The organism is Paenibacillus prosopidis (assembly GCF_003337375.1).
Taxonomy (GTDB): domain Bacteria; phylum Bacillota; class Bacilli; order Paenibacillales; family Paenibacillaceae; genus Pristimantibacillus; species Pristimantibacillus prosopidis.
In genome coordinates, this window is record NZ_QPJD01000013.1 from 62882 (window position 1) to 82673 (window position 19792).

The 19792-nt window shown below is 47.8% G+C and carries 14 protein-coding genes; 13 read left to right on the top strand and 1 reads right to left on the bottom strand.

Annotated elements, in window-relative coordinates:
* The first annotated feature begins 105 nt into the window (after window positions 1-105).
* From DFP97_RS20115 to DFP97_RS20145, 8 genes are all read left to right on the top strand, one after another.
* Window positions 106-6039, top strand: coding sequence for a WIAG-tail domain (locus tag DFP97_RS20115; protein ID WP_114381983.1), 5934 nt, complete (start codon window positions 106-108; stop codon window positions 6037-6039).
* A 510-nt stretch (window positions 6040-6549) separates the two neighbouring features.
* Entirely contained in the window at window positions 6550-9966 is a 3417-nt protein-coding gene (locus DFP97_RS20120) for a hypothetical protein (protein WP_114381984.1), read from the top strand.
* Window positions 9956-10078, top strand: a complete 123-nt coding sequence (locus DFP97_RS31965) for a hypothetical protein (RefSeq protein WP_281270990.1) — start codon at window positions 9956-9958, stop codon at window positions 10076-10078. Before DFP97_RS20120 ends, DFP97_RS31965 begins: the two co-directional genes overlap by 11 nt.
* A gap of 283 nt (window positions 10079-10361) precedes the next feature.
* Complete coding sequence (locus DFP97_RS20125; protein ID WP_114381985.1) at window positions 10362-11735, top strand: glycosyltransferase family 2 protein; 1374 nt, start codon at window positions 10362-10364, stop codon at window positions 11733-11735.
* 65 nt (window positions 11736-11800) lie between these two features.
* A complete protein-coding gene (locus tag DFP97_RS20130) occupies window positions 11801-12091 on the top strand; it encodes a nucleoside-diphosphate sugar epimerase (protein WP_114381986.1) in 291 nt (96 codons plus the stop codon).
* Between the two features lie 27 nt (window positions 12092-12118).
* Window positions 12119-12454 carry an alpha-helical endospore appendage domain-containing protein gene (locus DFP97_RS20135; protein ID WP_114381987.1) on the top strand — a complete coding sequence of 112 codons (336 nt, stop codon included), beginning with the start codon at window positions 12119-12121 and terminating at the stop codon, window positions 12452-12454.
* On the top strand, window positions 12454-12741 hold the full coding sequence (locus DFP97_RS20140) for a hypothetical protein (protein ID WP_114381988.1): 288 nt from the start codon (window positions 12454-12456) through the stop codon (window positions 12739-12741). Before DFP97_RS20135 ends, DFP97_RS20140 begins: the two co-directional genes overlap by 1 nt.
* 30 nt (window positions 12742-12771) lie before the next feature.
* Window positions 12772-13023, top strand: coding sequence for a hypothetical protein (locus tag DFP97_RS20145; RefSeq protein WP_114381989.1), 252 nt, complete (start codon window positions 12772-12774; stop codon window positions 13021-13023).
* A 48-nt stretch (window positions 13024-13071) separates the two neighbouring features.
* Here the strand turns inward: DFP97_RS20145 and DFP97_RS20150 are convergent, their stop codons facing one another.
* Window positions 13072-14079, bottom strand: coding sequence for a ketoacyl-ACP synthase III (locus DFP97_RS20150; RefSeq protein ID WP_114381990.1), 1008 nt, complete (start codon window positions 14077-14079; stop codon window positions 13072-13074).
* A gap of 156 nt (window positions 14080-14235) precedes the next feature.
* Here DFP97_RS20150 and DFP97_RS20155 point away from each other — a divergent pair, with 156 nt between their 5' ends.
* From DFP97_RS20155 to DFP97_RS20170, 5 genes are all read left to right on the top strand, one after another.
* A complete protein-coding gene (locus DFP97_RS20155; protein WP_114381991.1) occupies window positions 14236-14967 on the top strand; it encodes a YhcN/YlaJ family sporulation lipoprotein in 732 nt (243 codons plus the stop codon).
* Between the two features lie 270 nt (window positions 14968-15237).
* Window positions 15238-16560, top strand: coding sequence for a nucleotide sugar dehydrogenase (locus tag DFP97_RS20160; RefSeq protein ID WP_114381992.1), 1323 nt, complete (start codon window positions 15238-15240; stop codon window positions 16558-16560).
* Between the two features lie 756 nt (window positions 16561-17316).
* Window positions 17317-18033 carry a sugar phosphate nucleotidyltransferase gene (locus tag DFP97_RS20165; RefSeq protein WP_114381993.1) on the top strand — a complete coding sequence of 239 codons (717 nt, stop codon included), beginning with the start codon at window positions 17317-17319 and terminating at the stop codon, window positions 18031-18033.
* Window positions 18034-18389: 356 nt separating this feature from the next.
* Entirely contained in the window at window positions 18390-18563 is a 174-nt protein-coding gene (locus tag DFP97_RS30855; protein WP_181873598.1) for a hypothetical protein, read from the top strand.
* A 90-nt stretch (window positions 18564-18653) separates the two neighbouring features.
* A complete protein-coding gene (locus DFP97_RS20170) occupies window positions 18654-19790 on the top strand; it encodes a CgeB family protein (protein WP_181873599.1) in 1137 nt (378 codons plus the stop codon).
* Window positions 19791-19792: the final 2 nt, after the last annotated feature.

Sequence of the window (19792 nt, forward strand, 5' to 3'; positions counted from 1 at the left end):
TATGAGCTCCCGCGTTTTTTGTGTTTTTGTCTACTCCCCAGTAGCCAGCCTATAGGTAAGTGCATATATTACCAAAGACATTTCAGGTGGAAGAAGGAGAGGGCAATGGCAAAAAGCAGAAAAGGGAAAAGCCCGAACGGGCGGAAGCCGCTTTTTTATGTTGATAATCCGAAGACTTCCGAGTTAAAGTGGCTGGATGATTTGAACAGAAATAAAGTTGCTGCGCAGCCACCGGCAGCCAAACCGACTGTAACTGCAACGGATATGAATCAACAGGATGTCAATATTAACGCGCTTGCAGTATCTATGGAACCGGAAGCAAAACCAGCTCAGGCTGAATTGGAGGAGAATGAGCAGCTTGCATTGATTGAGATTGATGTGTCTGACTTAGTAGAAATATTTGAAGTAAATGAAGAACCTGAAAAACCTGAAGATTTTGAAGAGCTTGAAGTGATTAGCCAGGAAGAGAAGATGGAGAAGCTTGAGGAAAAGAAAAACCCGAATGCGCCTGTTCCGATCATTTATACGGATGATTTGGTCAACTTCGCAGTTACCGCAGAAAAAATAGCGCCAGGCGCTATCGACAGCAGCAAGCTTCGGGCAGGGAGCGTTCAATCCGACGCGATTGCCGATTATGCTATAGAGAGCATTCATATTGCGAAAGGTGCCATATATTCCGCTAAAATCGCGCCGGAGTCGGTAACTGGCTATCATTTGACTAACAATTCGGTATCCGGCGATAAAATTTTGGATCACTCCATCTCCGGAAGCAAGCTGCAGGATGGAAGCGTTACGTCTGATAAGCTTGCTGATCGTACGATAAGCGCTCATAAAATAGAAGAAGGCTCCATCGAATCGAAGCACTTGAAGCCGTTTATCATTTCGTCGGAGCTGCTCGCTGATCAGTCGATTACCGCCGAAAAAATTAAAAGCGGCGCGATTCAAACGGAAAATTTGGCAAACGAAGTGATTGACAGCTCTAAGCTGGCGGAGGGCTCTGTCACCCGCTCTAAGATCCGTGATGCGGCTATTTCCGGTGAGAAAATCGAAGCGGAAGCTATTGATAGCACTCATTTGAAGCCCGGTATATTTCTTTCCGAGCATGTTGCAGCAGGTAGCATCCAGGGAAAGCATTTGGCCCCGGGCGAAATAGAAGCCGAGCATCTGGCAAAGGGGGCAGTCGGAACGAGGGAGCTGAAGCCAAATGCAATCAGATCCGTACACTTGGCGGACGATACGGTATCTTCGGCTCACCTGCAGGAAGGGGCCGTTCAAAGCGTCCACGTCGGAGCAGCGCAAATCAAAAGCGGTCATCTCGCTGAACAGTCTGTCACTTCTGCAAAGTTAGCCGATCAATCGGTTAGTACGATTAAAGTGGTCGATCATTCGATAACATTATCAAAGCTTTCGGATCAAAGCGTTAACGCACAGAAGCTGGCAAACGAATCGGTGCTTAATCGCCATCTTGGCCGCGGCAGCGTTACCTCGGATAAAATTGCTGAAGCGCAGGTGAAGCTGGCACATATGGCGGCAGACTCGGTATCGACCAAGCAAATCGCACCGAACTCAATTACGAGCGAGCATATACAAAATGGCATCATCAACGAGGATAAGCTGGCACCGTTTGCTGTTCGGGAAGAGCATATTGGTTACGGTGCTGTAACGATGGCTCAACTCGCCGATGAGTCCGTATCCAGATGCAAGCTGACTGAGGGAGCGGTAGACGGTTCGATTTTGGCCGACGGCTCGGTTGAAACCAAGCATTTGCAGGATGAGCTTGTTACCTTTCAGAAGATTGCCCCCGCGTCGCTGCGGGCGTATCATTTTTCACAGGGTGTGGTAACGGAAGAGTCGATATCGCCGAAGGCTGTTAATGGAAACCATTTGCAGGAAGGCATTATTGATGGCGTTCATCTGGTGAAGGATGCCGTCAGTACGGAGAAGCTGCAGGACGAAGCGGTAACGAGCAGTAAGCTCGCTTATGAAGCAATAACGGAGCGTTATATCGCACCGGGAGTCATTTTCTCACATCACTTGGCGGATCATATCGTGAACTCGCTCAAGCTGTCCCCTGAATCGGTCACTACCGATAAGATATCCGATTTAAGCATTACGGCCTCGAAGATTGCGGACGGAAGCGTCACAAGCGCAAAGATTGCTCCAAATGCGGTTCAACCTGACCATTTTGCTGATGGATCCATAACGGCGAGACATATCAGGCTTGGTGAGATTGATTCTTCGCACTTAAAGGATCATAGCATTGGGGCCAATCATTTGATCGCCCAATCGATTGGACCGGATGCGCTGCAGGATGGGGGTATAAAGGCTGAAAAGCTGTCAGCAGGTTCTGTTAAGTCTAAGCAAATCGCGGATGAGGCCGTACAGAGCCGACATTTGGCAAATGGTTCAGTGCTCGGTATTCACTTAGGTGAGAATAGCGTGCACGGTGATCATTTTGTGGATGAATCGGTTACGGAGAATAAGCTGTCTGCCGAGAGTGTTGGAGAAAAACATCTTCAGAGAGGTTCCGTAGGGTCTGCGGCACTGCAGCAAGGTGCTGTGGGAACAGAACATGTGGCAGCAGGCGCAATTACGTCCGAAAAAATGGCGGAGTTGTCGATCAGCTCGAAGCATTTACAGCCAAATGCTGTGAAGGCGGTGAATCTTGAAGCGGAGAGCGTAGGCGAGTCAGCGCTTCAGGATGGATCGGTAACTGGAACGAAGCTTGTTCCGGGGGCCGTATCGGGCGAGCATGTGCAGCTGGAAACGTTAGCCGGTAAACACTTTAAAGCCGACACGATTCAAGGGTACCACATTCGTAAAGGTACCATTACGCTAGGGCATCTTGCAGGCGAAGTGCTTGCATTCGAAAAAATAGCCGATGAAAGTATTCCCGGCAGCAAGGTTAAGCATGGAACTGTGAGTCGGAATCATCTGACAGTCGACAGCGTAGGAAGCGATCAACTGGCTGCAGGGTCTGTAACACGCGAGAAATTGAAGGCAGCAGCGGTGGGCAGCGAACAAATCGAACCAGGTGCAGTCGGGACAGAACAGCTGGCGGAAAGCAGTATTACGAGGGAGAAGCTGGTGCTTGGAAGCGTTGGATCAGAGCAACTGGAAGCTGGCAGCGTAACGACGGAAAAGCTGGCGCTCGGCAGCGTTGGTACGAAGCAGCTGGCAGAAGGCAGTGTAACGATAGAAAAGCTGGCGCTCGGCAGCGTAGGTGCAGAGCAGCTGGAAGCCGGCAGCGTAACGACGGAAAAGCTGGCGCTTAGAAGCGTAGGTGAAGAGCAGCTGTCAGCAAGCAGCGTAACGACGGAGAAGCTGGCGCTAGGCAGCGTAGGCGAGGAGCAGCTGTCGGCAGGCAGCGTAACGACAGAGAAGCTGGGGCTAGGCAGCGTGACTGCGGAGAAGCTAGCGCTAGGCAGCGTGGGAACGGAGAAGCTGTCAGCTGGCAGCGTAACGACGGAAAAGCTGGCGCTTTTGAGCATAGGTACGGAGCAGCTTTCAGCAGGCAGCGTAACGATGGAGAAGCTGGCGCTTGAAAGCGTAGGCTCGGAGCATTTGACGGCAGGCAGCGTAACGACGGAGAAGCTGGCGCACAGAAGCGTAGGTGAGGAGCAGCTGTCGGCAGGCAGTGTGACAACGGAGAAGCTAGCGCTGGGAAGCGTAGGCGAGGAGCAGCTGGCGGCAGGCAGCGTGACGACGGAGAAGCTGGTACTTGGAAGCGTAGGTGAGGAGCAGCTGTCGGCAGGCAGCGTAACGACGGAGAAGCTGGCACTTGGAAGCGTAGGCGAGGAGCAGCTAGCGGCAGGCAGTGTAACGACGGAGAAGCTGGCACTTGGAAGCGTAGGCGAGGAGCAGCTATCGGCAGGCAGCGTAACGACGGAAAAGCTGGCGCTCGGAAGCGTTGGAGCTGAGCAGTTGGCGCTCGGAAGCGTAGGTACGGCGCACCTGTCCGAAGGCAGCGTAACGACGGAGAAGCTGGCACTCGGAAGCATTGGATCGAAGCAGCTGTCTATAGGCAGCGTAACGTCGGAGAAGCTAACGTTCGGAAGCGTTGGAGCTAAGCAGTTGTCGGCGGGCAGTGTAACAATGGAAAAGCTGGCTCTCGGAAGCGTAGGCGAGAAGCAGCTTGCAGCAGGCAGTGTATCAGCGGAAAAGATTGCGATCGGCAGCGTAAGCACGGAGCACCTTGCAGCAAACAGCGTAACTTCGGAGAAGCTGGCGCTGGGAAGCGTAGGCACGGAGCAGCTCTCAGCTGGCAGCGTAACGACGGAAAAGCTGGCGCTGGGAAGCGTAGGCACGGAGCAATTGTCGGCAGGCAGCGTAACGACGGAAAAGCTGGCGCCTGGAAGCTTCGGTGAAGAGCATTTATCGGCAGGCAGCGTAACGATGGAAAAGCTGGCTCTTGGAAGCGTAGGCGAGGAGCAGCTCTCAGCAGGCAGCGTAACGGCAGAAAAGCTGGCGCTCGGAAGCGTAGGCACAGAGCAATTATCGGCAGGCAGCGTAACGACGGAAAAGCTGGCGCTTAGAAGCGTAGGCGAGGAGCAGCTGTCGGCAGGCAGCGTAACGATGGAAAAGCTGGCGCTGGGAAGTGTAGGCGAGGAGCAGCTGTCGGCAGGCAGCGTAACGACGGAAAAGCTGGCGCTCGGGAGCGTAGGCGGGGAGCAGCTCTCAGCAGGCAGTGTGACGAAAGAGAAGCTGGCGCTTGGAAGTGTAGGCGAAGAGCAGCTGTCGGCAGGCAGCGTAACGACGGAAAAGCTGGCGCTCGGGAGCGTAGGCGAGGAGCAGCTCTCAGCAGGCAGCGTGACGAGTGATAAGCTCGCGCTCGGGAGCGTAGGCGAGGAGCAACTTGCACTAGGCAGCGTAACGACGGAGAAGCTGGCGCTGGGAAGCGTAGGCACGGAGCAGCTCTCAGCAGGCAGCGTAACGACAGAAAAGCTGGCGATCGGAAGCGTAGGCACGGAGCAATTGTCGGCTGGCAGCGTAACGATGGAAAAACTGGCGCCAGGAAGCTTCGGTGAAGAGCATTTATCGGCAGGCAGCGTAACGACGGAAAAGCTGGCGCTTAGAAGCGTAGGCGAGGAGCAGCTGTCGGCAGGCAGCGTAACGACGGAAAAGCTGGCGCTCGGAAGCGTAGGCGAGGAGCAACTGTCGGCAGGCAGCGTAACGACGGAAAAGCTGGCGCTTAGAAGCGTAGGCGAGGAACAGCTGTCGGCAGGCAGCGTAACGATGGAAAAGCTGGCGCTGGGAAGCGTAGGCACGGAGCAATTGTCGGCAGGCAGCGTAACAACGGAAAAGCTGGCGCTGGGAAGCGTAGGCGAGGAGCAGCTGTCGGCAAGCAGCGTGACGACGGAAAAGCTGGCACTAGGAAGCGTAGGAGAAGAGCAGCTGGCGGATGGCAGCGTAACGACAGAAAAACTGGCGCTTGTAAGTGTAGGTACAGAGCAGTTGTCGTCAGGCTGCGTAACGACGGATAAGCTGGAGTCTGAAAGCGTAGGTACAGAGCAGTTGTCGTCAGGCAGCGTAACGAAGGAGAAGCTGGCGCTTGGAAGCGTAGGTACAGAACAGTTGACGGATGGCAGTGTAACGAAGGAGAAGCTGGCATTCGAAAGCGTAGGAACGGAGCAGCTGTTGTCGGGCAGCGTGACAGCCGATAAGCTCGCACCAGACCTGCTGCAAAAGTATCTTCTTGAACAAGGAACGACCGTGCCATTGCAGCAAACGCCGATTGAACTTTCTTCACTTAATTTTGCGCCTGTAATATCGACTTCAAGGAACGGAGTCGCTAAGCAGCAATTCGGTTTGACCCCCTTTAGCTTTACTTTTTTAGAAGAACAGGTCCATGTTGATATTACATTTGAAGAGCCTTTCATGGATGATCGTTACGTACTGACAGCGACGGTTGATAATCCCGCTTGTTATGCAGTCATACAATCAAAAACGGCTGAAAAAGCAATGATTACTGTTATCCGTACGCGCATCGGTCATGATCCTAGAGGAGACATTAATTGGATTGCAATCGGCAGAGCATAGAAACAACAAAGAGGATTTTGTACGTGAATACGTCAAAATTCTCTTTGTTTATAGAGCAGGTTTTTGGAAATATCTCTTCTTTAAATAGAATCCCCATCTCTTTGACGGTGGGGATTATTTGACGCTTGGCAATTGCTAGGGTACTGGAAAAACAAGTCTATCTGTAACCCTATCAACTTATCTACCTGAAATAGGGTTAATAAACAGGCATTTATAAAACAACGAATGATAAAATGGGCTTTTTATAATGGATATTTATCTATACCAGCTATTGTCCCTCCTCATATATCTACTTAGGAGGAGGATGTTTAATGAATGTGCTGTATCAAAACTGAACATCAGGGAAAATCGGTTTCGGAAACATACAAAATATCGGGGTGTAAGCAGGTTCTCGTTCCAAGCGAAGCCTTACGTATTACAATTTTTTAGGAAGCTTTACGGAATCGAGGGTCGTGATCATATGCAAATATAGGCACAGAAGCCAATTTCAGAAGAGAGAAGGAGAAGACAATGGCAAAAAGCAGAAAAAGGAGCAGCCCGAAGGGGAGGAAGCCGCTTTTTTATGTTGATAATCCGAATACTTCAGAGTTAAAGTGGCTGGATGATTTGAACAAAAGGAAATCCATTTCGAAAAGAACGGCAGCCGAACGAACGTTGAATATTGCGCATAGTCATCAATCTACTGTTAGTGCGTCAAGAGCTTCTTTGAAGGCGGAAATCGTAAGCGGCGATGTTCATTTGATTGCAAATGATTCTTCGGATGTGCTTGAACTTGATGTTCATGAGAATTTTAAAGTCCTCGAGAATCTCGAGAGTTCGGAAGAGCCTAAGCAGTCTGAAAAACCTAAAGAACTGGTTGAAGATAATATACAGCCTACCTTAGAAGAAAAGCTGAACAGAGTTACGGAAAAGAAAAGTTTGAATGAGCCAGTTCCCTTTATTTATACGGATGATTTGGTAGACATGGCGGTTACCGCAGACAAAATTGCTCCAGGATCGATCGGCAGCAGTAAGCTCGGTGCAGGAAGCGTTCAATCGGGTGCGATTGCCGATTATGCAGTGGAGAGAATTCATATTGCGGATGGCGCCATAAACTCTTCTAAAATTGCGAATCAAGCGATTATCGGGGAGCATTTGAAAAACAACACGATATCCGGAACTAAAATTGCGGATCACACCATCAAAGGAAGCAAGCTGCAGGATGGAAGCATTACGGAGGAGAAGCTCGCTGACCGCACGATTAACTCGAACAAAATCGCAGAAGGCTCAATTGACGCCAAGCATTTAAAGCCATTTGTAATTACTGCGGAGCTGTTGGCCGAGCATTCGATTACATCGGACAAAATAAAAAGCGGAACGATCCGACCGGAAAATTTAGCTAATGACGCCATAAACAGCTCGAAGCTCGCAGACGGCGCGGTTACGCAGTCGAAGCTGCGCGATGGAGCTGTTACAGGCGAGAAGATTGCAAAGGAAGCATTGGATGCCGTTCATTTGAAGCCGGGCGCAGTCGAATCGGAAAAACTGGCGATCAACTCCGTTTCTTCATCCCACCTGCAGGAAAAGGCCGTTCAAAGCACGCACCTCGCTGATCAGTCGGTAACGTCGGAGAAGTTATCCGATCACTCGGTATCCACAGATAAAATTGTCGACTATTCCATTACATCGGACAAAATAAAAAGCGGAGCGATCAGCCGGGAAAATTTAGCTAATGACGCCATAAACAGCTCGAAGCTCGCAGACGGCGCGGTTACACTGTCGAAGCTGAGCGATGGAGCTATTACAGGCGAGAAGATTGCAAGGGAAGCATTGGATGCCGTTCATTTGAAGCCGGGCGCAGTCGAATCGGAAAAACTGGCGATCAACTCCGTTTCTTCATCCCACCTGCAGGAAGAGGCCGTTCAAAGCAAGCACCTCGCTGATCAGTCGGTAACGTCGGAGAAGTTATCCGATCATACGGTATCCACAGATAAAATTGTAGATTATTCCATTACATCGGAAAAAATAAAAAGCGGAGCGATCAGCCGGGAAAATTTAGCTAATGACGCCATTAACAGCTCGAAGCTCGCAGACGGAGCGGTTACGCAGTCGAAGCTTAGCGATGGAGCTGTTACAGGCGAGAAGATTGCAAAGGAAGCATTGGATGCCGTTCATTTGAAGCCAGGCGCAGTCGAATCGGAAAAACTGGCGATCAACTCCGTTTCATCATCCCACCTGCAGGAAGAGTCCGTTCAAAGCACGCACCTCGCTGATCAGTCGGTAACGTCGGAGAAGTTATCCGATCATTCGGTATCCACAGATAAAATTGTCAACTATTCCATTACATCGGACAAAATAAAAAGCGAAGCGATCAGCCGGGAAAATTTAGCTAATGACGCCGTTAACAGCTCGAAGCTCGCAGACGGAGCGGTTACGCAGTCGAAGCTGAGCGATGGAGCTGTTACAGGCGAGAAGATTGCAAAGGAATCATTGGATGCCGTTCATTTGAAGCCGGGCGCAGTCGAATCGGAAAAACTGGCGATCAACTCCGTTTCTTCATCCCACCTGCAGGAAGAGTCCGTTCAAAGCACGCACCTCGCTGATCAGTCAGTAACGTCGGAGAAGTTATCCGATCACTCGGTATCCACAGATAAAATTGTCGACTATTCCATTACATCGGAAAAAATAAAAAGTGGAGTGATCAGGGTGGAAAATTTAGCTAATGACGCCGTTAGCAGCTCGAAGCTCGCAGACGGAGCGGTTACACAGTCGAAGCTGAGCGATGGAGCTGTTACTGGTGAGAAGATTGCTAAGGAAGCACTGGATGCCGTTCATTTAAAGCCGGGCGCAGTCGAATCGGAAAAACTGGCGATCAACTCCGTTTCATCATCCCACCTGCAGGAAGAGTCCGTTCAAAGCACGCACCTCGCTGATCGGTCGGTAACGTCGGAGAAGTTATCCGATCACTCAGTATCCACAGATAAAATTGTCGACTATTCCATTACATTATCAAAGCTTTCCGACCAAAGCGTAGATGCGCAGAAGCTGACTAACGATGCGGTTCTAAACCATCATCTTAGCTCTTTCAGCGTCACTTCGGACAAAATCGCTGAAGCGCAAATTCATCAAGTCCATATGGCAGCGGACTCGGTATCAACGAAGCAACTGGCGAAGAACGCCATTGAGAGCAAGCATTTGCAAGACGGAATTATTAATGAGGATAAGCTTGCGCCTCATGCGGTTCGCAAGGAGCATATTGCTCATGGGGCAGTAGGGATGGCGCAGTTAGCCGATAAGTCGGTCTTAAGCAGTAAGCTGGCGGGTGGTTCTGTGCTTGGTATCCACTTGTGCGAGAATAGCGTAAGCGGCGCTCATTTGGTGGATGAATCCGTTACGTCAAAGAAGCTGTCTGCAAATAGCGTAGGTGAAAAACAGCTGCAGAACGGAGCTGTTGGCACGATGCATATAGCCGCAGGTGCGATTACGTCCGACAAAATCGCCGAGCAGTCAATTAGTGCGAAGCAGCTGCAGCCAAATGCTGTGCAGGCGGCAAACCTGGAGGCGGCGAGTGTAGGCGAATCAGCGCTGCAGAACGGTGCAGTAACTGGAGTGAAGCTTGTTCACAGGGCGGTGACTGGTGAGCATGTTCAGTTGGAGTCGATAGCGGGGCAGCATATTAAAGCCGATACTATTCTAGGTTCTCACATTCGTAAGGGGTCCATTACGATTGGACATCTTTCAGTTGAAGTGCTTGAGTTTCTCGGCGCAGCTGCCAGCGGGCCCCGGACCGTGGAAGTAGATGGCGATCGGAAGCTTAAACGGGGAGCAGCAGCTATCAGTGTTCAGCGTAATGAGGGAGTAGCTGGCGCTCGGAAGCGTAGGAGAAAAGCAGCTGGCAACTGGCAGCATAACAACGGAAAAGCTGGCGCTCGGAAGCGTGGGGGCTGAACAACAGGCGCTCGGAAGCGTAGGGACGGTGCTGCTGTTTGAAGGAGGCGTAACGACGGAGAAGCTAGCGCCCGGATGCGTTGGATCGAGCAGCTATCGACAGGAAACGTAACGAAGGATGAGCTTGCGCCGGGTAGTGTAGGTGAGGAAGTTCAATTCTATCAGAGCAAGTTGCAGATTTCATGAGACCGAAGGCAGCATCAACTGGATTGCGGTCGGTAAATCCTTGTAATTAAAGGAAAGAGGGTTTTGTACGCGAGATACGTCGAAATCCTCTAATTGTCATCTCTTCTACTTTGTTGGGAAGCTGTATGATTGCCGTTACAGATACGGCTTCCCTACATACTATATGGTGTTAAACCGATCAATCATATGACGGATTGGAGAGATTACCGATGAGACGCAAAAAAAGGCCGGTTCCACGTCTCAAAAGCAATGCAGATTTGCATGAGAATGCGAGAAAACGGGTGGAGAAGTATAATCATGGGTTGAATGAAGGCTATCATCAAGGCTTGCAGGCAGGTTACGGAAGCTATAACTCCTACTTTGAGGGTACTAGTATTATTATTCCGAGCTATAATGAGATCGAATGGGTCAAGACATGTATTGAAGGTATTATGGATCATACCGATCTAGCATATGAAATCATCGTAGTCGACAATGGCTCTGCGGACGGAATTGAGCATTATTTAAAGCAATTGGACGGGCAAGTGAGGTACCGTATTCTATCACAGCATGCTGGTTTTACAGGAGCAGCGAACCGTGGCTTTATGATGGCGAAAGGAACGACGATACTGCTGCTGTCTAACCGTATATGTCCTACCGAAAATTGGCTCGATAATATGTTGATTTGTTTAAACAGCGATCGTGATATCGGTATGGTAGGCCCAGTATCGAATGCACTAAATGGTAATCAACGTATGGAGCTGCTCTACGATAATATGGAAGATATGCATGAGTCTGCGATAATGAATAATATGAGTGATTCTTCAGCATGGCAGCGTACGGAGCTGCTGTCCACCAAGTGTTTGCTGTTCCGTCGGGAGCTGCTGGAGCAGGTCGGCTATTTGGACGAAGGCTATCAGGATGCCCCATTCGAAGAGGAGGACTATTGTCTTCGGGTAAAGCTGCAGGGCTATTCCCTCGTCTGCGCCAAAGATACATTCGTGCATCTGGCTTTAATAGATGAAGCGCTAGAGCTAGAGCATAACGATACAAAGAATGCGGCTATTGAAGCTTCTAAATCGTACTATGTGAATAAATGGAGCACACCAAGTCATGTTCTTATCGATCTGGCGGATAGGAGAAAAGCTGAAGGGGCTCTCATGCGTAGTCTTGGCGCAGCCGCATTTTATCCGCAGGAGATTGCAGTCAAAGGTCTAGGTGAAATGATATTTTGGATCTCGAACGGCGTTCGAAGACCGATTGAAGGAGAATGGGAACAACCCGTCATTCAACTCTCTCAAATCGATATATTGCGATGGGCTATTGGAGAGTCTATTTCTGCTGAAGAAGCATCTATTCGAAGGAGCGTTATGCACGAGGACGGAGCTGATTCCATACACCACAACGGGACAATAACTAAGAAGGCAGAAGACAGCTACTATTATATCGAAAATGGAAAGAAGAGAAAAATCATAAGTTTATTGGCCGCTGAAGCTTGGAACTTGTTAACCCGTCGGCAGACGATTTTATCCCCAGCTGAGCTTGATGCAATACCGGAAGGCCTGCCAATAATCGCACCGATTCGTCTCCGTCAAGCATTGTAACGTACATTCGAGTGTCACCTCAATCGGCATCGCATATGCTGTAGGAGCAAGGAAGGGAGGTTTCCATGCAAAAAACGGTGACGGAAATGATGGAGCATATATCTCATTCAAATCGCCAGCTTGCCCGCGTTTTGGAAGCAGAACGTCATGTGACGGTTCGGTTGTCTGAAATCGTACAGGCGCTCCCAGACGAGAATCCAGTCTTTGGTGGATTATCAGGGCTTCTTGAGAATTCCCAAGCTGTGGCGCAGAACATCGTTGCTTATTTAAATAGTTTTGCTGACCTTCAGGAAACGATTGCAGCACAATTAACCTTCGTCATTCGTCAGATGAAGGAAGTGGAAGAGGATGAATGACGAGTAGAAAAGGGGACTGTTGTAGAAATGAATCGCGAACAAGCGTATTTGCGCATGCTCAGCTCTACCGCTAATATGCAATGGAATATAGCGATTATGCTGGAAGCTAAAGCGGCAGAAGCAGAGAAGCTGCGAAGCTGGATTTGCAACCACCTGTACAGTCATAGCTTCAGCTCGCAGCAGTCACAATTGGGCCAATCTATTCAAATGCATGAACAGGTCATCGAGGTTATTGAAGGTATTACCAAATTAAATCAAGGAATGGTATCTATATTGAAAGCCGTGCTGCCGGATGATGAAGAGGATAACGGCAACTCAGGTACCTCATTTGGCAAAAGCATATCGTTTGGGGATAATGACTAATGGTTAACGATTTGTCGGTACGCGAGGCGCGAATTGCTTTCATAGCTTCGCTTGCTAAAAGCCAGGAAGCGCTTGCTAGAATTTTAGACAGTGTTGCTGAAGTCGCCGATTGTTCGCCTGACACGGCTAAACTGCTGCGAGATAACGTACGGTCGTTGACCAGCATGCAAGAAACGATCGCAGAAGCGGTAACAAGCCTTGCTTGGCGCAGACGAATAAAACGGAGAGGCAAGCCGGCAAAGCCGTGGCTTCAGCCTCAGCTGCGCATGAACGTGAGAAACTCATGACGTCGCGCGAATGGTCAGGAGGCGATATAGATGCCGAAGAGTAGACGCAAAAGAGCCGCAACGGCAAGTGAGGGTGCTGCAGCGCCACGAAAACGCACAAATCGGAGAAATCAAACAAGCAGAAAGACGCTTCAGCGGAGAAAGCCGGTACACAGGAAGCGCCTTACTCAGAAGGAGAACGAGCGTGCGGGTATAGGCCACACCTTCAACAAGGGTTATAATGACGGGTTTGCAAAAGGTTTTGAAGATGGTCATCAATTGGCTTACGAGCATCAGCCTTAATTTGCACGCAAGGATATAGCCCTATACCCTAGGGCTTATTAATGTTGCCTACAGCGACCAGCGGAGGACTACACCGGCTTGTGTTAATCCGCCCCCGAATCCAAATAAAAGCATAAGTTGCCCCGGCCTCACCTTACCTGCTTTAACCGCTTCGTCTATGGCAAGCGGGATCGAAGCGGCGGATGTGTTGCCGAACTGTTTAATGCTCGATAATGTTTGATCAAGCGAGAAGCCTGTTCTCTCGCAAAGCGCTTCTATAATGCGCATATTCGCACTGTGCGGAATGAACCAATCGATGCCAGCAGCGGTAAGCCCGCTGCGGGCTAGAAGATGACTTATCCCCTCTGCCACATGGCTGATTGCCCAACGGTATACTTCACGGCCATTTTGCACAATGAATCCGTTTGTAATGATATCATGCTCACCAATTGCGGGGGCAAGACTGCTGCGATAAAGCAGATGACCGCGAGCGCCCTCTGTTTTGGCGTACATAGACAGCACATCTCCATGATCGTCATCCGAGGTCTCGATAAGGAATGCTCCAGCTCCGTCGCCAAATAATATGCACGTGGTTCGATCAGAATAGTCCGTAATTTTGGACAATGTTTCAGCTCCAATAACTAACACTTTACGATAAGCACCCGAGAGCAATAATCCGTTAGCAAGCTGGATGGCAGAGGCAAATCCCGCGCAAGCAGCTTGAATATCTGCAGCCCCGCAGCCTTCTATACCGAAATAAGCCTGCACCTGTGAAGCTACGCTTGGAAATACGACATCAGGCGTAGAGGTAGCAACAATAATGTAATCAACATCGGTTACGGTTACGCCGTAGCGTTCAATCATGTTTTGGACAGCTGCATAGCATAAATGGCTCGTGAATTGATCGTTAGCGGCAATATGCCGTTCTTGTATGCCGGTTCGCTGGACGATCCATTCATCGTTCGTATCGACTAACTTCTCTAAATCATAATTGGTTAATACTCGTTCAGGAACGTACGTGCCGATGGCGGTAACGATTGCATTCGAGTGTATGGCAAAATGGACTCGTTCGGTCATATCTCAATCACTTCCCTTCTTAATTAGTACCAGATACTAATACTTGATACCAATTTAACGCATCATTTTACTTTTGTCAATGTATAGTCCGCTAATCAATTGCGAACGCTAATATCGGGTCTGAAGTCTGAGCAAATCGAAATGGAGGACGGCTAGATGCGCAAACAAATGTTGGTTCTCTCAGCAGGCATGCTGCTTAGCGTTATGCTGGCAGGATGTATGGAAAAACAGGGGGATTTAGGAAATAAAAACATTCGTACGAACATTATTCGGAAAGATGCAAACGGCAATTTATTGTTGGATAAAAGGTTCGCAAATGATCAAATGAACGAAATGAACCGGGTAAACGGCCGCAGGCTGAATAGCAACAACGTTATTGGATCTCATAAAAATTATTGGATGGAAATGAGCGGGAACATGGCTGAGGCCATTATGAAATTTGATGCGGTTAAATCTTCTTACGTTATGCTGACCGATCATAATGCATATGTTGCAGTTTCGTTGACAGAGAACGAACCCAAAGGCGATATGAAAACAATGAGCCGTACAAATTCCGGTTATTTAGGTAAAGAAGGCGCCCAAATGAGCAGACGAATGAGCAGCATGTCCACTGGACAAGATAGGCTTACAGATCAGTTAAAAGATCAAATCGCAAAAAAAATCAAACATTTAAGACCGAGCGTTGAGCATGTGTACGTATCTGCAAATCCTGATTTTGTAGGCCGTATGAATGCATATATGAATGATGTTCGGCTTGGACATTCGATTCAAGGCTATATGGCTGAATTTAACGCAATGGCTGAACGGATATTCCCGGCGAAGTCCGGTGAGGATACGAATACGCTCAAAAGCACAAGCGTTAAAGATAAACGAATGATCTTTGATTGACCGGATGCCGTGCCAATAAAAGGAGTTATAAAGCTGTGTGACGGGATCATTCCCGTTCCGGCTTTTTTGCTGCATACATAAAATGCTATAACGAAAATGCATCTGCTATCGCACAGGTGCATTTTGTTTTTATTTGTTCATTACTAATTAACTGTAAATAATCTCGCTACGCAACTTCTACTAGCAAAACTGTCCAATCTATTCAAATAGTATCTTCATATACTATTGCAGTTAATCAAAGCAGGTAGAAAGAAGGCGGGATAATAGAATATGAGCAAGGAACAATTCGTTACTACCAACAAAAATGAGCCGCGAACAGTAGCAATTGTAGGACTTGGCTATGTTGGCCTTCCATTAGCTTTATTATTCGTTCAAAAGGGATTTCATGTCATGGGAATAGATTTAGATCATCAAAAAATTGATAAGCTGAACAGAGGTCAGAGCTATATAAACGAGGTTCAGGATTTGGATATTCAGGCGGCTATAAATGCAAAGCGTTTCACGCCATCCGATCAGTACAGCGTCATGGACGCAGCTGAAGCCATAATCATTTGCGTTCCGACGCCTCTGACATCCTATGGCACACCGGATTTGAGTTATTTGACCCAAGCGGCGAAGGAAATAAGCGGCAGATTGAAGAAAGGTCAGCTTGTCATTTTGGAAAGTTCTACTTATCCGGGGACGACAAGAGAGGTTTTGGTTCCTGTTCTAAGCAAGTCCGGATTAAAAATAGGAACTGACTTCTATGCGGCCTACTCGCCTGAGCGGGTGGATCCCGGCAATAAGGAGTATCCAATAGAGAACATTCCGAAAGTGGTTAGTGGGATTACTCCATGCTGCTTGGACAGAGTAGAAAAACTATACCGGCAGCTATTTAACAGAATTCATTCCATTTCTACCACGGACGCAGCCGAAATGACTAAGTTGTTGGAAAACTCATACAGACTGGTCAATATATCGTTTATTAATGAGCTGGCTATGATCTGCGATGTTCTAAATCTGAATTTATGGGAAATAATTGATGCGGCGAATACTAAACCGTTCGGTTTTAAAGCATTTTTTCCCGGGCCGGGAATTGGGGGACATTGTATTCCTGTAGATCCTTCTTATTTAGCATGGAAAATAAAACAATACGGAATCAAATCCGATTTTATTCAAATTTCGAATGCCGTCAATCATACGATGCCTTTATATATTGCACAGCAGCTCAAACGGCATCTGGCACCGAAACCGCTGACGGGCATGAATGTTTTGGTTTATGGAGCTGCTTACAAGCCGGATATAGCTGATTACAGGGAATCTGCTTCTATTGAGCTGATCCAAATATTGCAGAGCGAAGGGGCAGAGGTGCTGTACCATGATCCGTACATTCCGTCACTTCTAGTCGGAGAGACTATACTGGAAAGTGTAACTCTTACTGAAGAGATGTTGAAGAAAATGGACTGTGTTGTTATCGCGACTGACCACGCCAGTCTACCATTATCGTTCCTGCTGAATCACGCGCCTTTTATCTATGACACGCGGAACGTGACCAAAGGTGTAACAGGTAGATCCAAAATCGTTAGACTTGGGGGAGGTCAGGGTGAAGTTTGACGGTTGCGCGAACGACACGGTATCGAAGTATGGTGAGTCGATTGGTTTCTTATGAAATGCTATTTAATAGCTTACTAACGTCCAAATGTTAGAGAAAGTGATTACCCATTCACTCATAAATTTGTGAAAAATCAAAGCATCATACGTGGAAGGTATCCGGCAAAACGATTCAGTTACTAAGAGTGAGAACGGTTGCCCAAATCCCAATTATAGAAAATTGGTAACTAGATTAATAAATTAGTCATTTACAAGGGTTCATATGTTGCTAGGCAATCATAGTATGTAGCATGAGTATGACTATTATGATACCGACTGGGGGAGCAACATGAATTTTGGAATGTTTCAAGCACCAGCTTTTTGCTGAGGGCGAGGTTAATGGCGCAATCTGTTAAGGGAAATATGTCCGGAAGCAGGTATACGCTGCGAGATCCCGGCTACAATTTCGGTGAATGGAATATTACAGAAAGATGGAACATAGAGCAAGTTGGTCCGAACAATTATACAATTGATGGTGATCGCTTCGTTGTCTCCATTTTTCTGATAAATTGGTGAAGGCTTACTCTTGGATAGGCACTAACAAGGACAGCGAAATATAGAGAAAAAACGTTCTATTTACAGTTAGTTTAATAGTTGTGGTCATCTGCCGCATTATTGGATAATAGTCATTTGACTATTTCACTCCTTATCTAAGTGCATATCATTTAGGAGTAAGAACATGGTATATCAATGAATAGGGTAATGAAAGGAGCTGACCCCATGAAAGGAGTCATATTAGCCGGAGGTACGGGTACGCGTCTACGCCCTCTAACCAACCTGATGAATAAGCATCTTCTACCCGTTGGAAAGTACCCGATGATTCACTATGCAATCAAAAAATTAGCTGACGCTGATATTCAAGATATCCTTCTCATAATAGGAAAACAATCTGCAGGAATGTATTTGGATTACTTGGGAAGTGGAAAGGAATTCGGCGTTCGAATTACTTATAGAATCCAAGATCAAGCAGGTGGGATCGCTGAGGCATTGTCACTGGCTTCCGATTTTATCACTACCGGACAAAAATTTGTTGTGTTGCTCGGAGACAATTTATTTAGCGATAGTTTATTGCCTTTTGTTCAAGAGTTTCAAAGTCAGCCGCAAGGTGCCAAGGTATTATTAAAAAAGGTACAGGATCCCCATCGATACGGAGTACCTGTCATTGAAGGGACACGAATTTCTTCCATAGTGGAGAAGCCGCAAGATCCACCTTCAAACTACTGTGTAACAGGCATTTATATGTTTGACAGTCAAGTATTTGATCTTATTGATAAGATTCATCCTTCTTCAAGAGGAGAACTTGAAATTACAGATGTCAATAATCTATATGCCGCGAAGGGTACTCTGACCTTTAACGAAATGAATGGATGGTGGATGGATGCAGGAACACTAGAATCCCTGCATGAGGCTGGTTCTAAGCTGTGGGAAGGAGGATAACGATGAGGCTGCTGCAGTGAGTGCTTATAAGAAGTCGAACTGAGTGTCAAAGAGTAAACGAAAAGAAGCTTAGCCAAGCCTTATATCATATTTCGTTTCCCTAGGCATCATAAAAGATGGGTGTAGGGCTTTTTGGTATTGAATATAACAATCATCAAATGATGAAGCCCGCTGGCGATAATAGAGAGTTTTGCATAGTGTCTGCTAGTAAATGCCATCACTGAGAATAGGGAAGGAAAAAGGATTATGTTTCGAGAAGCGGGAGAAGCGATGCGACAGGTTTTACGAGGGTGTTCCCTATGAAACGATGATGCACATCTACTCCAGCTGCGATATTTTGCGGGACGGATGAATACTTGATTAACCAATATAACGCATTAGTGATACCAAACGATGTCAGGGTGGCATCCGAGGCGGTACAAAAATTGATCAAGGATAAGACGCTGCGCCAACATTTGCAAGCAGGCGGATGTGCAACCATTCTAAAATGGGGCTGGGATCGAAGCATAGATCTGCTCGAGAGGCGCTGATAGGCAGTGCATAGCGGCAGTGCATAGCGGCAGTGCATAGCCTCCTTGAGAGGTGTATTAAACATGCAGCAAAAATGGAGGAAAGAACAAGTGAAGACTAAGATTCGAAATCGAGCGAAGAGCGTCGCTTCTGCAAAAAGAACTGAACGGAGCTATGCAGGTGCTTGGGAAGCAGGACGTACAGCCGGATGGAAGCACGGATATCATGTCGCCACTTGCCAAGCGACGTCAAGTCAAATCCCCCAAGCACAGATTGCTGCGCATCCGATTCGGGTATTGTATGTTCGTACAGGAGTAAGTGGTCCATTTCCCTATTTGGATCAGTCTGTAACGGATGCTCTAAGGGGGCTTGTAAAAGAGCTGATTGTCGCATCTCCCTCCGATAACTTGATCGGGCTGGCCGATCAGCTAAGACCGGATCTCGTCCTTGTCATGCATGGCCTACTTGTGACAGGAAACCAAATTCAGGGCATTCGTTCTCTAGGGATTAAGACGGCCATTTGGCTGGTCGATGAACCATATGTGACAGACGTTACGACCATACTAGCACCAAATTACGATTACTTATTTACTCACGAGCTTGCGTCCATTCCTATTTATCAGCAGCTCGGATGTCAGGTCCACTACCTTCCGCTTGCCGCAAACCCTGCGGTTTATCAGCCTAAGTATGTACCCGCACAATATCAAAGCGATATCTGTTTCATAGGCAATGCTTTTTTTAACAGAGTTCGACTCATTGACCGAATCGGACCTTTTCTGGCATCCCGTGATACTAGAATTATCGGCTTGCTATGGAAACGGCTCCGGCGCTATCAAAGCCTAAAGAGACATATCCGCATTAATTGGATCAGTGCGGATGAGGCGGCAAACTATTATAACGGTTCCAAAATCGTCATTAACATCCATCGCTCACATGACGATAAGGTGCACAATAAAAACAGCCGTAACCTTCCGGGCTTGTCGATTAACCCGCGAACCTATGAAATAGCAGCATGCGGCGCGTTTCAGCTAACGGATATCCGTCAGGATTTAAACGATTTTTATATACCTGGCACTGAAATCGAAACGTATGCTTCACCTGAGGAGTTGGTCGATAAAATGGTCTATTACCTCCACCATGAGGAACAAAGAAAACAAATGGCTCTAAATGGCTTCAGGAAAACCTTAGAGATGCACACCTATCGAAACCGGCTGCATCAGCTGCTCAACGTCACATCAGGGAGGTAAAG